At 66.5% G+C, this 14,244-nt stretch carries 15 protein-coding genes; 10 read left to right on the top strand and 5 right to left on the bottom strand.

Going from position 1 to position 14,244, the window contains the following annotated elements; translation table 11 throughout:
* The first annotated feature begins 16 nt into the window (after window positions 1-16).
* From BS329_RS07375 to BS329_RS07365, 3 genes are all read left to right on the top strand, one after another.
* Window positions 17-295, top strand: coding sequence for a type II toxin-antitoxin system Phd/YefM family antitoxin (locus BS329_RS07375; protein ID WP_076157129.1), 279 nt, complete (start codon window positions 17-19; stop codon window positions 293-295).
* Window positions 288-692, top strand: a complete 405-nt coding sequence (locus tag BS329_RS07370) for a type II toxin-antitoxin system VapC family toxin (protein ID WP_076157127.1) — start codon at window positions 288-290, stop codon at window positions 690-692. Before BS329_RS07375 ends, BS329_RS07370 begins: the two co-directional genes overlap by 8 nt.
* A gap of 245 nt (window positions 693-937) precedes the next feature.
* Window positions 938-1,831, top strand: coding sequence for a DUF4365 domain-containing protein (locus BS329_RS07365; protein WP_076157125.1), 894 nt, complete (start codon window positions 938-940; stop codon window positions 1,829-1,831).
* Window positions 1,832-1,873: 42 nt separating this feature from the next.
* On the opposite strand, the gene BS329_RS07360 is transcribed toward BS329_RS07365, so the two are convergent.
* Window positions 1,874-2,551 carry an MBL fold metallo-hydrolase gene (locus tag BS329_RS07360; protein WP_076157123.1) on the bottom strand — a complete coding sequence of 226 codons (678 nt, stop codon included), beginning with the start codon at window positions 2,549-2,551 and terminating at the stop codon, window positions 1,874-1,876.
* 107 nt (window positions 2,552-2,658) lie between these two features.
* On the opposite strand from BS329_RS07360, the gene BS329_RS07355 reads away from it, so the two are divergent.
* Entirely contained in the window at window positions 2,659-3,882 is a 1,224-nt protein-coding gene (locus tag BS329_RS07355) for an acyltransferase family protein (protein ID WP_076157120.1), read from the top strand.
* A 77-nt stretch (window positions 3,883-3,959) separates the two neighbouring features.
* A complete protein-coding gene (uvrA, locus tag BS329_RS07350; RefSeq protein ID WP_076157117.1) occupies window positions 3,960-6,815 on the top strand; it encodes an excinuclease ABC subunit UvrA in 2,856 nt (951 codons plus the stop codon).
* Between the two features lie 81 nt (window positions 6,816-6,896).
* Here the strand turns inward: uvrA and BS329_RS07345 are convergent, their stop codons facing one another.
* The gene (locus tag BS329_RS07345) at window positions 6,897-7,529 is read right to left on the bottom strand and encodes a fibronectin type III domain-containing protein (protein WP_076157115.1); all 633 of its coding nucleotides are present in this window, start codon (window positions 7,527-7,529) and stop codon (window positions 6,897-6,899) included.
* A 256-nt stretch (window positions 7,530-7,785) separates the two neighbouring features.
* Here BS329_RS07345 and BS329_RS07340 point away from each other — a divergent pair, with 256 nt between their 5' ends.
* From BS329_RS07340 to BS329_RS07325, 4 genes are read left to right on the top strand one after another with little or no spacing between them, the layout of a single operon-like run.
* A complete protein-coding gene (locus BS329_RS07340; RefSeq protein WP_208619184.1) occupies window positions 7,786-8,337 on the top strand; it encodes a sigma-70 family RNA polymerase sigma factor in 552 nt (183 codons plus the stop codon).
* Entirely contained in the window at window positions 8,334-9,047 is a 714-nt protein-coding gene (locus tag BS329_RS07335) for an anti-sigma factor family protein (RefSeq protein ID WP_076157112.1), read from the top strand. The genes BS329_RS07340 and BS329_RS07335 overlap by 4 nt, the downstream gene beginning before the upstream one ends.
* Window positions 9,044-9,517, top strand: coding sequence for an SRPBCC family protein (locus BS329_RS07330; RefSeq protein WP_076157109.1), 474 nt, complete (start codon window positions 9,044-9,046; stop codon window positions 9,515-9,517). Before BS329_RS07335 ends, BS329_RS07330 begins: the two co-directional genes overlap by 4 nt.
* Before the next feature lie 9 nt (window positions 9,518-9,526).
* Entirely contained in the window at window positions 9,527-10,231 is a 705-nt protein-coding gene (locus tag BS329_RS07325) for a carbon-nitrogen hydrolase family protein (protein WP_244197056.1), read from the top strand.
* Here the strand turns inward: BS329_RS07325 and BS329_RS07320 are convergent.
* Window positions 10,210-11,619: an MFS transporter gene (locus BS329_RS07320; protein ID WP_076157107.1), complete on the bottom strand. Its 1,410-nt coding sequence runs from the start codon at window positions 11,617-11,619 to the stop codon at window positions 10,210-10,212. The genes BS329_RS07325 and BS329_RS07320 overlap by 22 nt on opposite strands.
* A 101-nt stretch (window positions 11,620-11,720) precedes the next feature.
* On the opposite strand from BS329_RS07320, the gene BS329_RS07315 reads away from it, so the two are divergent.
* The gene (locus BS329_RS07315) at window positions 11,721-12,122 is read left to right on the top strand and encodes a winged helix-turn-helix transcriptional regulator (protein ID WP_076157104.1); all 402 of its coding nucleotides are present in this window, start codon (window positions 11,721-11,723) and stop codon (window positions 12,120-12,122) included.
* Here the strand turns inward: BS329_RS07315 and BS329_RS07310 are convergent.
* Both BS329_RS07310 and BS329_RS07305 read right to left on the bottom strand, forming a co-directional pair.
* Window positions 12,112-12,693: a DUF6000 family protein gene (locus BS329_RS07310; RefSeq protein ID WP_076158121.1), complete on the bottom strand. Its 582-nt coding sequence runs from the start codon at window positions 12,691-12,693 to the stop codon at window positions 12,112-12,114. The genes BS329_RS07315 and BS329_RS07310 overlap by 11 nt on opposite strands.
* Before the next feature lie 80 nt (window positions 12,694-12,773).
* Window positions 12,774-14,096: a cation:dicarboxylate symporter family transporter gene (locus tag BS329_RS07305; RefSeq protein WP_076157101.1), complete on the bottom strand. Its 1,323-nt coding sequence runs from the start codon at window positions 14,094-14,096 to the stop codon at window positions 12,774-12,776.
* Window positions 14,097-14,244 lie beyond the last annotated feature (148 nt).

Here is a 14,244-nt window from a genome sequence, read left to right as displayed (position 1 = left end):
TGGCTACACTCATCTCATGAAGGTGATCACACAGCGCGAGTTTCGCAACAACTCCGCTGCCGTCATGGACGCTGTCGAGGCCGGCGAGATCTACCATGTCACTCGCAACGGTGTCGAAGTCGCCGAGTTGCGGCCGATACCTCGCAGGCGCCGCCTGACCGCCGAGGAGCTGGTCCAGCGTCATCGAGGATTGCCCAGGGTCGAGGCAGGCCAGATGCGGAAAGAAGCTGACGAGTTCTTCGGTACCGAGGATCGTATCGATTCTCGTGACGTCTGGGAGCACGGTCGTGGCTGAGCGTCACGAGACGGGTGTACTCGACACCTGCACTTACATCGATCTCGGCCTACTTGACCCTGCCGCCCTGCCGAAAATTCCGGAGCTCACCGCTGTCACCATGGCTGAGCTCCATCAAGGGGTGGCGATGGCGAAGGATATCGCGGTCCGCGCGGCGCGCACCGAGAAACTCGGTGCTGCGATCGTCGATTTCGCCCCGCTTCCGTTCGACGGTGATGCCGCTGCCCGTTACGGAACGTTGGTCGCGCTGGTTCTCGCGGCGAACCGGGATCCGAGACCTCGGCGAATGGATCTGATGATCGCCGCCATCGCATCGTCACGAGAGCTGCCGCTATACACCCGGAACGAAAACGACTTCAAAGGGTTGGGCGGTATGGTCGAGGTCGTCGGTGTCTGAGTAGGTGAGTCCCTGTTTGTTCGGGTCGAGTGCGTAGTGGTGTTACGCAACCTCGGCCGAGTAATGGATCCATGTCTGGCCGAACAAATTCGGATCGACGCACCGAAATGAGTTCACTCGCCGCTGGCCGCTGGCAGTGTCCAACCAGTCGCGGGCCAACGGGCGGACGTCGCGCACCCATGAGCGCTGGAACGATCAGAATCTCGGATGACCTATGGACGTTGGCGTAACGGTAGGGATTGCTGATGGCAGGTGTGAGTCCAAGTCGTCGTACGGGACGTGCGGGGGTCAATCGTGTAACCGAGCTATTTGAACGTCACCATCACATCGTTCAGGTGGTTGACGGCGGCAACGACTTTGGCGTTGATATGTACGTTACCTTCGTTTCAGACTTTGAAACAACCGGATATACGATCGCGCTTCAGGTTAAGGCGGGGAAGTCCTACCAGTCGAAAACTGGGTATAGGGTGCCAATCGGCAAACATCAAGATGACTGGGGAAAGCCAAACATTCCAGTTGTTTGCGTTGTCCACGATCCTCAAAATGACACGTTGCACTGGGTCAACGCTACGAGTTACCTTCGTAACGTGGGACGATTCGGGAAAAAAGTCCGCTCGATTACAGTTCCTCGGGCTGCGGTTCTCGACGATCAAACGTTACCTGGTTTCGTGGCGTCGCTCAAGTCGTACCTTTCCGAGCGTACCAATATTATACACGCTCTAGCCGATCTGACCGGAGTTGGCGTTGAGGCAACGGACTATGTATCTCATTTTGTCAATGAATATGGCGAAGTTCTGCTCTTTCAGCAGCGCCTCGGCGCGCCATGGGCAATTCTTTATCACAGTGGAGGGGATGGCAAGCCATCTGTCATCGTGAACTTCGACTCGGTGAAGGAGATCGACTTCGGTCAAGCGGCATGGGTAGATGAAGGTCGGATGGTTGACGACTTCCTTCGCTACCATGATGTTCCAAGTCGTGTCGTTTTCTCGGCGGATGAACGCATGTGGGTCCGATTGTGCGTTCACGCGAGCACCTGGTGGCGTGAGGCGCCAGAATTGAAAAATTTGGTTGACGCTTACGGAGATGGTTACGACGTAGAGATCGATCTGCGGTCAGATGCGTCGATATATTGGCTTTAGAAGGACGGACTGTCGGTTCCGGTCGGCAGCCCGCCCTGGTGATCACCAGCCGCGTTCGCGCCACTCCGCCAGGTGCGCCCGCTGCTCACCAAGAGTCGAGTCGTCCCCGTGCCCCGGGTAAAACCACGTCTCGTCCGGCAGCTCGTCGAAGATCCGCGACTCCACATCGTCCAGCAGCGACGTGAAGTCCTCGGGCGAACCAGTCTTCCCAACCCCGCCCGGGAACAGCGAGTCGCCGGTGAACAGGTGCGGGTGTCCGGCCGGGTCGCGGTACAGCAGGGCGATCGAGCCGGGGGTGTGGCCGCGCAAGTGGATCACCTCCAGGGTGACCTGGCCGACCTTGACCGTGTCGCCGTGCTCGACGAGGAAGTCCGGCGGGATCGGCAGCGGCTCGGCGTCGAGGGGGTGGGCGGCGGTGTTCGAGCCGTTCGCGCCGGCGACGGCGCCGAGGGCCTGCCAGTGGTCTTGGTGCTGGTGGGTGGTCACGACCGTCTTGAGAGCGGGGCGGTCGGGGCCGTGGCCGATGAGGTCGGAGATCCGTTCCGGGTCGTTCGCGGCGTCGATCAGCAGCGCCTCGTTCTCGGTGCGGCAGACGAGCAGATACGCGTTGTTGTCCATCGGACCGACCGACAGTTTCGTGATGGTGAGCGCGTCCAGGGTGCGACGGGCGGCGTCACCGCCGGGGTCGACATGTCCGGTGTAGGTCTCGACGATGTTCACGACGCACACGGTAGTCGTTCCCCTGCAATCAGTTCCACCCGCACAGGCGGCGCACAGGCAAGGGACGTAGGCTCGCGTCGCCCAGCCAGCCGAACCACAGGACGCTCGTGCCCGACGCCTCGCCACGCGCCCCGCGCAAGATCAGCTGGGACGTCCTTCGCGTTGTCGCCGTCTTCGCGGTCATGCTCGGGCACGTCACCCATCAGGGGGTACTTCTGCATCCGGAACTGGTGGGGTACCCCTTTCGGGTCACCGCTCAGTTCGGTGCGGCCATCCTTTTGGTGATCTCCGCCTTCTTCGTGTGCGCGAGTCTTCGAAAGGGTGAACCTCGGCGGTGGCTGTGGAACCGGGTCGCGCGGCTGGTGCCCGCGTATCTGGTCGCGGTGACCGTCACCTACGTCGTCACCCGGTACGCGACGATCCGGTTCAGCGGCCTGCCGTTCCCGCCCGGCCTCACCGGATTCCTGTTCGGCATCCCGCAGGGGGCGCCCGCCGACCCGTCGCCGTGGTACGTCCCCACCGGCTCCGACCTGCTCGCCAACCTGGGCATGGTCCAGGAATGGGGCTGGCGCTACGAGCTCTTCTACTACCTCGACGGCGCCTACTGGACGCTGCCGGTCCAGCTCGTCGCGTTCACCACCGCGGCCCTGCTGTGGCCACGCCGGTGGCGTACTCACCGGCTGACCGTCGGACTGCTCTGGGCGCTGATCCTGGTCCCGCTTCTCCTCCGGTTCGTCGTATTCGTCCCTATTTCCACGCCGAAGCTCGTGGAGACCTTCTTCTACGGTCTCGGCCTGCACCGGGTGCACGTCTTCGCCATCGGGATCGCGATCTGGCTGTGGGCGAAACGACGGCTGGCGCACTGGCATCTCGCGCTCTTCCTGCTCGCCGCCTGCGCCGCGCAGGACCTGCAGGTCTTCCCGTTCCACCATGCCCTGCCCAACGATCCCGAGCGCTGGCCCTCGCTCATCGGTTTCGCGATCATGCTGCTGGCCGTCTGCCTCGCGGCGCGGGGCCCGGATTGGCGGTTCCCCGGTCTCGCCCGGATCGCCCCGGCTGTCACCTGGCTCGCGGGCATCTCGTATGGTCTTTATCTGGTGCACCAGGAACTCGGATACATCCTGGCCCGTGCCCTGCTGAACGTCGGAGTCCCCGGCTGGCTGCGTCTCCCCATCGTGCTGGCCGCCGCCGTGCTGGGGGGCTGGGCGATCACCGCAGGCGTGGAACGGCCGGTCCACCGGTGGTTCACCGCTCGCCGGGATCGACGCGAAAGGCCTGGAAAACCGCAGGTCAAGGACTCGAAACCCGTTTCTGTCGGTGGTGCCTCGTAGCATGGACGCGGCCGCCCGTGCAGCTATCGACCGGGACGGCGACCGCAGCTGAGAATGAAACCTGAAGGGACCCTGGCGTGGCTGATCGCCTCGTTGTTCGCGGCGCCCGCGAGCACAACCTCCGCGGCGTGGATCTCGACCTGCCCCGCGACAGCCTGATCGTGTTCACCGGTCTGTCCGGGTCCGGGAAGTCGAGCCTCGCCTTCGACACCATCTTCGCCGAAGGACAGCGCCGTTACGTCGAGTCGCTGTCGGCGTACGCGCGCCAGTTCCTCGGCCAGATGGACAAGCCGGACGTCGACTTCATCGAGGGCCTGTCGCCCGCGGTGTCGATCGACCAGAAATCGACCTCGCGCAACCCGCGTTCGACCGTGGGCACCATCACCGAGGTCTACGACTACCTGCGTCTGCTCTACGCCCGCGCCGGCAAGGCGCACTGCCCGCAGTGCGGCGAGGCGATCAGCAAGCAGACCCCGCAGCAGATCGTCGACCAGGTGCTCGCCATGGAGGAGGGCACTCGCTTCCAGGTGCTCGCGCCGGTCGTGCGCGGGCGCAAGGGGGAGTACCTCGACCTCTTCGAGAACCTCCAGCAGCAGGGCTACGCGCGCGTCGTGGTCGACGGGACGATCCACCCGCTCACCGAACCGCCGAAGCTGAAGAAGCAGGAAAAGCACCAGATCGCCGTCATCATCGACAGGCTCTCGGTGAAGACGAGTTCACGACAGCGGCTCACCGACTCGGTCGAGACGGCGCTCCGGCTGGCCGACGGCCTGATCGAGCTGGAGTTCGTCGACCTGCCGGAGAACGACCCGCATCGCGTGCGCGGCTTCTCCGAGAACCTGGCCTGCCCCAACGGCCACCCGCTGGCGATCGAGGACCTGGAGCCGCGGTCGTTCTCGTTCAACGCGCCCTACGGCGCCTGCCCCGAATGCACCGGTATCGGCGTCCGCAAGGAGGTCGACCCGGAGCTCGTGGTCCCGGACGATGAGCTGTCCCTCGGGGAGGGCGCCATCGCACCGTGGGCAGGCGGCCAGAGCGCGGACTACTTCATCCGGCTGCTCGAGTCGCTTTCGGAGACCGTCGGCTTCCGGATGGACACGCCGTGGCGCAAGCTGCCGGCGAAAATCCAGAAGGCCGTCCTGCACGGCGTCGACGACCAGGTCCACGTCCGCTACAAGAACCGGTACGGCCGCCAGCGGTCGTACTACGCGAGCTTCGAGGGCGTCATCCCGTTCCTCGAGCGGCGCCAGGAGCAGACAGAGTCCGAGTACATGCGCGAGCGGTACGAGGGCTACATGCGCGAGGTGCCGTGCCCGGCCTGTCAGGGCACGCGGCTCAAGCCGGAGATCCTCGCGGTCACCCTGGAGCACAAGACGCAGGGCGACCGGTCGATCGCCGAGGTCTGCGCCCTCTCGATCGCCGAGGCGTCGCAGTTCCTCGACGAGCTGGAACTCGGCAAGCGCGAGACGGTGATCGCCGGCGCGGTGCTCAAGGAGATCCAGGCGCGGCTGCGCTTCCTCCTCGACGTCGGGCTGAACTACCTCTCGCTCGACCGTGCCTCCGGGACGCTGTCCGGCGGCGAGGCGCAGCGCATCCGGCTCGCCACGCAGATCGGCTCCGGTCTGGTCGGCGTGCTGTACGTGCTGGACGAGCCGTCGATCGGGCTGCACCAGCGGGACAACCACCGGCTGATCGAGACGCTGGTCCGGTTGCGCGACCTCGGCAACACGCTGATCGTCGTCGAGCACGACGAGGACACCATCCGCTCCAGCGACTGGGTGGTCGACATCGGACCCGGTGCGGGCGAGCACGGTGGCCACATCGTCCACAGTGGACCGTACAAGAAGATCCTCAAGAACAAGGAATCGATCACCGGCGCGTACCTGTCGGGCCGCAGCAAGATCGAGGTCCCGGCGATCCGGCGCCCGATCGACAAGAAGCGTCAGCTGACCGTCGTCGGCGCCCGCGAGCACAACCTGCGCGGCCTCGACGTGTCGTTCCCGCTCGGCTGCCTGGTGTCGGTCACCGGCGTCTCGGGCTCCGGAAAGTCCACGTTGGTCAACGACATCCTCGCGACCGTGCTGGCGAACAAGCTGAACGGCGCGCGTCAGGTCCCTGGCCGTCACACGCGGGTCAACGGGCTGGCGGGCGTCGACAAGCTGGTCCGCGTCGACCAGTCGCCGATCGGCCGCACCCCGCGGTCCAACCCGGCGACCTACACCGGCGTCTGGGACCACGTGCGCAAGCTGTTCGCCGCGACCACCGAGGCGAAGGTGCGCGGCTACCAGCAGGGCAGGTTCTCCTTCAACGTCAAGGGCGGCCGGTGCGAAGCCTGCGCCGGCGACGGCACGATCAAGATCGAGATGAACTTCCTGCCGGACGTCTACGTCCCCTGCGAGGTGTGCAAGGGCGACCGGTACAACCGGGAAACCCTCGAGGTGCACTACAAGGGCAAGACCGTCTCCGACGTGCTGAACATGCCGATCGAAGAGGCGGCCGAGTTCTTCGAGCCGATCAAGGCGATCCACCGGCACCTGGCCACCCTCGTCGACGTCGGCCTCGGCTACGTCCGGCTCGGGCAGCCCGCGCCGACGCTGTCGGGCGGTGAGGCGCAGCGCGTGAAGCTCGCCAGCGAGTTGCAGAAGCGGTCCACCGGCAAGACGGTGTACATCCTCGACGAACCGACCACCGGTCTGCACTTCGAGGACATCAGCAAGCTGATCGGCGTGATCAACGGGCTGGTGGACAAGGGCAACACGGTGATCGTCATCGAGCACAACCTCGACGTCATCAAGACCTCGGACTGGATCATCGACATGGGTCCCGAGGGTGGTTCCGGCGGTGGCACCGTGATCGCGGAGGGCACGCCGGAGTACGTCGCTTCGGTCGAGGAGAGCTACACCGGCGAATTCCTGAAGACCGTCCTCGTGTAGTTCCTGCGCGTGTTATGAAAGGTCCGTTCATAACAAAATCTGTTATGAACGGACCTTTCATAACATTCGAGGGGGCGGGAACTACCCCTTCCCGGTGGTCCGGTCCACAACCGGCGAAGCGGGCCCGTAGTAGAAGGCGCGCAGCCGGTACGAAGCGCCCTCTTCGCCCGGCATCGAAGCGAGCCCAGCCGACGTCGTCCCCGGATCCGACATCTCGATCGGCACGAAGTCGGGAGCGCCGGGTTTCCTGATCTCCACGAGGAAACCGTCCTCGTCGCTGGAGCGGTCGGCCCAGCTGAACCGCACCATCTCCTCCGCGGCGGGCTCGGCCCGGAACGAGGCGGGAGCCGCCGCCTGGCCGCCGGTGCGGAGCGAGATCGCCGGTCCCGAGCCGGAAACCGAAGGCCCGGAGACGGTGACAGCGGCCGACACGGCACCGTAGAAGGGCCGGATCCGGTAGTAGAACCGTGTTTCCGGGATCACGTCCGGATGCCGGTACGTCGTCTGCCGCGGCGGCACGAACTGGAGGATCGTGTACTCGCCGTGCGGATCGGTCGTGTATTCGACGACCCGCCCCGCGGCGTTCGGATCGTCGTCGGGCAAGCTCAGGTCGACGTTCACCGGATCCGTCAGTGTCGCCGTGAAACCGGGTTCTTCACCACAGCCCGACACGAAAGCGACTGCCAGCAGCACGGCCGCGAGTTTCCTTGGCACGCCTAGACCCTCCCGGGAATCAGGCGGCGGAGTCCGGAGGCGTCAGCATACGAGCGCCTCCGGTGATCGACAAGACCCGGTTGAACCACGCCGACGCGCCGTCCGTGTGGGAGGCAAGAGGAGGCGGCCATGGAGAACCGAGGAGAGGCCGGTGCCGATACACAGTTCGATCGCGGCGCGTGCCGAACGATCCACTTCGCCCCTGCGGGTTGCAGTACTGTCCTCGCCGACCCAGAAGACCGTCGGGAGGACACGAGTGGCGATCGGAGGCTGGCGGCCCGAAAAGGCCAAAGGCGAGGACTTGGTCCGGCACTTGTACGCCGAACACGGGCGAAGCCTGCTGGCGTACGCGACGAGGCTGACCGGGGACCGCGCGGCCGCGGAGGACGTCGTGCAGGAGACCTTGGTCCGGGCCTGGAAGCACGCCGAAGACCTGGAGAACGACGCGAAGGGATCGGTGCGGGGCTGGCTGCTCACGGTCGCCCGCAACATCATCACCGACCGCGCGCGGGCCAGGGCGGCGCGGCCGCCGGAAGTGGCGGAGCCCGAGGAAGGCGTGCCCACCCCGGCGGTTTCGAAGGACCACGCGCAGAGCGTCGTGGATTCCATGGCCGTGCTCGGGGCGATGGACGGCCTGTCCACGGAACATCGTGCGGTCCTGGTGGAGATCTACTACCGGGGCCGGACGGTGGCCGAAGCGGCGAGATCACTCGGCGTCGCCCCGGGTACCGTTAAGTCGAGATCTTATTACGCGTTACGGGCGCTCAGAGCCGTGATGTCGGGAACCGGGAAGGAGGTAGCGCGATGAGTGCGGTGGGACACGACCAGGGCCAGCTCGCCGCCTACGTCCTCGGCGGGCTCACCCCGGCGGAAGCGGCCACGTACGAGACGCATCTGGCGAACTGTCCCCCGTGCCGTCGTGAGGTACGCGAGCTGAGCGAGCTGCGGTATCACCTCGACGAGGTTCCGCCGGAGGCGTTCCTCGAAGGGCCTCCCGAGGGAGGCGACCTGCTCCTGCAGCGCACGCTGCGTCAGGTCCGCGACGAAGAAGACACCCAGGAGCAGGCGAGGCCTCGCCGGTTCCTCGCCATCGCCGGTGCCGCCGTGCTGGTCGTCGTGGCGCTGGGTGCGGGCGTGCTGGTCGGACGGCAGACGTCACCCGAACCGTCGACGGTGGCCTTGCCGGTGCCGGCGGCGACCGCCCCGGTACCGGGCACCCGCGATCTCGCGGCCACCGACCGGGACACGGGTGCGCAGCTGGCGGTCCGGCTCGTCCCGGCGGCGGGCTGGGTCCGGCTGCACGCCAAGGCGGAGGGCGTCCGTGAAGGCGAGAAGTGTCAGCTCGTCGTGGTGACCAAGAGCGGTGAGCGGATCAACGCGGGCAGCTGGCTGGTTTCGGCGAAGGGCGAGAAGGAGGGCACCGGGATCGACGGTTCCGCACTGGTCGCTCAGAACGACGTGGCCTCGGTCGACGTCGTGACCATGGACGGCCGAAACCTGGTGTCGGCGCGGGTATGACGGGTTCGCACGTGGGTCGCGGAGGCGGTTGGTACCGCTTCCGCGACACGTGGGTGCTTCCAGCTTCGCCCAAGGCCGTTTTCGACGCCGTCGTCGACCTCGCCGCGTATCCGCTGTGGTGGCGTGACGTCCGCTCGGTCAGCCAGGTCGACGAGGACACCGCCGAGCTCGTCTGCCGGTCCAGGTTGCCGTACGCGCTGACGGTGCGCATGCATCGGGTCCGGCAGGACGAGGACGAGGGCCGGGTGCGGGTCCTGCTCACCGGTGATCTCGAAGGGTCGCTCGCGGGCTCGCTGACCCCGGCGGACGGCGGGACGCGGCTGGAGATCACCCAGGAGGTCGAAGCGCGGAAACCGTTGCTGCGCAAGCTCGATCGCGTGGCCAGGCCGGTGTTCCGGATCAACCACGCGCTCATGATGCGACGGGGGCAACACGGATTACAGGGCTATCTGGGGGCTTCGGCGGGTTAGGCTCCCGCCATGCGTGTCGCCACCGTGCAGCCGTTCACCGTCCCGGCGGATCTTTCCGCGAACATCGCCGAACACGCGAGGCTGCTCCGGATCGCGGACGCCGACCTCTGCGTCTTCCCCGAACTTTCCCTGACCGGTTTGGAATTCGAGGCGCTCGCCGCCGATCCGGGTCTCTGGCTCGCGCCGGACGATCCACGTCTCGAACCACTCCGGGAAGCCTGCCGGGCCGGCGGTCTCCACGCCGTCATCGGGCTGCCTCTCCTGGCGGACGGGCGGCGGTACATCGGTTCGCTCGTCCTCGGCCCCGCCGGTGAAACCGTTGCCACATATGCGAAACGCAATCTTCACAACAGTGAAGAGAAGCTGTTCGACGCAGGGGAGCGGCAGGTGATCGTCGACGTCGGCGGCAAGCGGCTCGGCCTCGCGATCTGCCTCGACGCCGCCAACCCGGACCACCCGAGGGAACTCGCCGAAGCCGGCGCCGAGGTCTACGTCCTCAGCGCGCTCTTCAGCGAAGGCCAGGAACAGCGATTGCTCGACCAGGTCGGCGTCGCGGCCGGACACGGGATGTGGGTGGTGCTTTCCCAGTATTCCGGCAAGACCGGCGGCATGGCCACGTTCGGCGGCAGCGGGGTCTGGAGCCCCGGAGGCGCCGCCGAGGTGCGCCTCGACGGCGAGGTTTCCGAGTGGGCCTACGCGACGATCACCTCCTGAGCCTTCTTTTCGCGCAGGGTCACGGCAGCGACGAAGACGGCGAGAGCGAGCAGTCCAGCGCTCAACGCGTACGCGGTCCGGTAGCCGCCAGCCAGTGCTTCGGGCAGTGCCGAGCCTTCGGCCAGCAGGGACCCGGTGCGGGACGCCGCCGCCGTCGCGAGTACCGCCGTGCCGACAGCGGCGCCGATCTGCTGCGTGGTGTTGATCAGACCCGAAGCGACTCCGGCGTCGGCGGGCGCGGCACCCGACATCGCCCGATCCATGAGCGCGGGCATCGCCGCGCCGAAGCCGACGCCCATCAGGACGAGCGCCGGCAGGACGTCCGTCAGGTAGTTCCCCTCAGCTTCGACCGTGGCGAGGAAGCCGAGTGCCAGCGCGACCAGTGAAAGCCCGGTGACGAGCACCGCCCGCGCCCCGAAACGGTGGTTCAGCTTCTCCGCGAAGGCCAGTGACATCACCGCGATCGAGACCGGCGCGGGCAGGAAGGCGAACCCCGTGCCGAGCGCGTCGAGCAGGAGCACCCGCTGGAGATAGAGCGCGGTGATGAACTGGAAGCCGAACAGCCCGGCGACCATCAGGACCATCACCGTGTTCGCGCCGGACACCGCCCGGCTGCGGAAGATCCTCAACGGCAGCAACGGGTTTCGTGCTTTGGCCTGCCGGAGCACGAAACCGGCGAGCAGCAGCAGCGACACCGCGAGCAGTCCGAGCGTGCGGGCGTCGGCCCAGGTGTACTCCTCGGCCTTGACGATCGTGTACACCAGCAGCATCAGCCCACCGGTGACGAGGCCCGCGCCGGTGACGTCGGTGCCGCCGCGCAGTCCTGGCCCTCGATCGTCCGCGAGCAGCCGGACCGCCAGCACCAGCGCGACCGCGCCGATCGGCAGATTGATGTAGAACGTCCAGTGCCAGTCGAGTAACTGGGTGAGCGTGCCGCCCGCGATGAGCCCGATCGACGCACCGGCGGCCTGGGTGAAGCTGTAGACACCGATGGCCTTCGCCCGTGCCCGCGGTTCCGGGTAGAGCGTGGTGATCATGCCGAGCACGACGGCCGAGGCGAGCGCGCCGCCCGCGCCTTGCAGGAACCGGAACACGACGAGCTGGGTCTGGTCCTGCGCGATTCCGCACAGCAGCGATGCGACGGTGAACACGCCGAGTCCGGCGAGGAAAACCCGTTTCCGGCCGATCAGGTCGCCCAGCCTGCCGGACAACAGGAGCAGCCCGGCGAACGCGATCAGATAGGCGTTGACCACCCAGGCCAGGGTGGACGGCGTAAAGCCGAGGTCGTTCTGGATCGCGGGCAGCGCGACGGCGACGATCGAGCCGTCGAGGACGACCATCAATGAGACGGCGCAGAGCACGGCGAGAGCGAGAGCACGCTGTGACATGGAGGCATTCCTTCGAGATTTCCCAGGTGACGCCTTGGTGCATCACTTGTAACAGCGCCCATCTTGTGTGACTCTGTTCCCTGCCGGAAGGAGGCACTTTGATGTCCCAGGGGAACACCGATGTGACCGCGCAGGCCAGGGTGGTCGACCCGGAAAAACTCGAGGTGTGCACCGTGCTCGAGGTGATCAACCGGATCAGCGGGAAGTGGGCGATCGGCATCCTGCTGGAGGCCACGCGCGGTCCCGTGCGGTTCACCGAACTGGAACGGTCGGTCGAGGGAATCAGCCGCCGGATGCTCACGCTGACGTTGCGGAACCTCGAACGCGACGGCCTGCTGATCCGCACCGTGTACCCGACCGTGCCGCCGAAGGTGGAGTACGAGGCCACGGCGATGGCGAAGGAGTTGTACGCGTCGCTGAGCGGGCTGCTGCACTGGGCGGAACGCCATCGCGACTCGATCGCCGCGTCCCGCGTCGTTTACGACGAGAAGGTCAGCGCCTGACGCCTGCCGCGTGCACGGCCCGCTGGACGTGCGAGCACAGCAGGGCGAAGTACATCTTGTGGAACGGCAGGTCCGTGCTGTTCTTCGCGGACCAGCTTTCCCAGAGGCCGCCCGGCCGCAGATAGCGTGACGTGTATGCGGTCGTGAGGTCGGCGTCGATGTGGTGCAGGGCCGCGAGCGCCCACTCCTGGTCGTAGCGCAGGCCCGGCCGCGCGAGGTACCGGTCCAGATAGGACACGAGGATCTCGGCGTCGGCGATCGTGCCGAATCGCGCGAGCGCGAAACAGTAGCCCTGTCCGGCGTAGGCCAAGTCGCTTTCCAGGAACAGCTCCCGGACGCGCTCGCGCCACGCGGTGCGGCGGTCGACGCCGATGAGCCAGGCCGCGGTGATCCGCGGCCGCCAGTCCGCCGCGAGCAGCTCGTCGAGTTCGTCGTCGGTGATGCTCCGCGCGTCCTCGACCAGGTCGCGCAGGAAACCGTCGCGTTCGGGATCACTCATCATCCCGGCGAAGTTGCCGTACAGCAGCTTGGAGTACCGCGAGACGACGTAACGGTCGATGGCATCCGGCATGCCGCTCAGTTTGCCGGAAAGAAGAAACCGCGGTGCGAGGACGGGGGACCCTCGCACCGCGGCTTCCTTCTTGCCGCGCGCTACGCGTGCGCCACGGCCCTCTCCCGGTCGCCTTCACGGTCCTCGTGGGGATCCGAGGCGTGATCGTCGATCAGGGTGGCTTCGTTGAACGGGGCCTGGCCGCTGAACACCTGGTTCGCCCGTTCCCGGTCGAACTCCTTGGTCCACGTTCCGACCAGGACGGTCGCGACGGCGTTGCCCGCGAAGTTGGTCAGCGCGCGGGCTTCGGACATGAACCGGTCGATGCCGAGGATGAAGCCGACGCCGTCGACCAGTTCCGGCCGGTGCGACTGGAGGCCGCCCGCGAGGGTGGCGATACCGGCGCCGCTGACACCCGCGGCGCCCTTCGAGGCGATGATCATGAACAGCAGCAAGGAGATCTGCTCGCCGAGCGCGAGCGGCTGGTCCTGCGCGGTGGCGATGAACAGGGTCGCCATGGTCAGGTAGATGGCCGTGCCGTCGAGGTTGAACGAGTACCCGGTGGGCACGGTGATGCCCACAACGGGTTTGGAGACGCCGAGATGTTCCATCTTCGCGATCAGGCGCGGCAGGGCCGATTCGGACGACGACGTCGACAGGATCAGCAGGAACTCGCGGCCGAGGTACTTCAGCAGCGTGAAGATGTTGATCCGCGCGCCGAGCCACAGCACCGTTCCGAGCACGCCGAACACGAACACCAGACAGGTCAGGTAGAAGCCGATCATGATGACGGCGAGGCTGCGCAGCGCGCCCCAGCCGGTTTCCCCGACCACCGCGGCGATCGCGCCGAACGCGCCGATCGGGGCCGCCCACATGATCATCGCCAGGATCCGGAACACGAGCCGCTGGATGTGCTCGATGCCGCGGCGGATCGGCTCGCCCTTCGTGCCCAGCTTCTGGACGGCGAACCCGGCGAGCAGCGCGACCAGCAGCGTCTGCAGGACCTGGCCTTCGGTGAAGGCGGAACCGAAGCTGGTCGGGATGATGCCGAGCAAGAAGTCGACGGAGCCTTCGCCGCCCTCGGCCTGAGTGTGCGCCTTCGCGGCGGCGGCCGGGTCAAGGTGCAGTCCCTCGCCCGGGTGCAGGAGGTTGCCGACGACGAGACCGATCGCGAGCGCGAACGTCGACATCATCAGGAAGTAGCCGAGCGACAGCAACCCGACCTTGCCGACCTTCGCGGCCTTCGCCACCGATCCGATGCCGAGCACGATGGTGCAGAAGATGATGGGGGAGATCATCATCTTGATCAGGTTGACGAATCCGGTGCCGAGGGGCTTGAGTTCCTTGGCCAGACCCGGCGCGGCGAACCCGACGATGACGCCGAGGACGACCGCCGCGATCACGGCCAGGTACAGGTAATGCATCTTGTCTCGGCGACGCGGCGCCGCTTCGGGCGTTGTAGGCACCTTTGCCTCCAGCTCAGGGGGTGTCCGGGATTGCCGGTCACTATCACCCGGTCAGGTGAGCTGGGTCACGGTTGTGTTCATTGAGTTCGCGCGAGTGGTTTCCGGG

This window comes from Amycolatopsis coloradensis, assembly GCF_001953865.1.
Lineage (GTDB): Bacteria > Actinomycetota > Actinomycetes > Mycobacteriales > Pseudonocardiaceae > Amycolatopsis > Amycolatopsis coloradensis.
The sequence above is the reverse complement of the archived record's forward strand: the minus strand, read 5'-3'. Positions and strand labels throughout refer to the sequence as shown.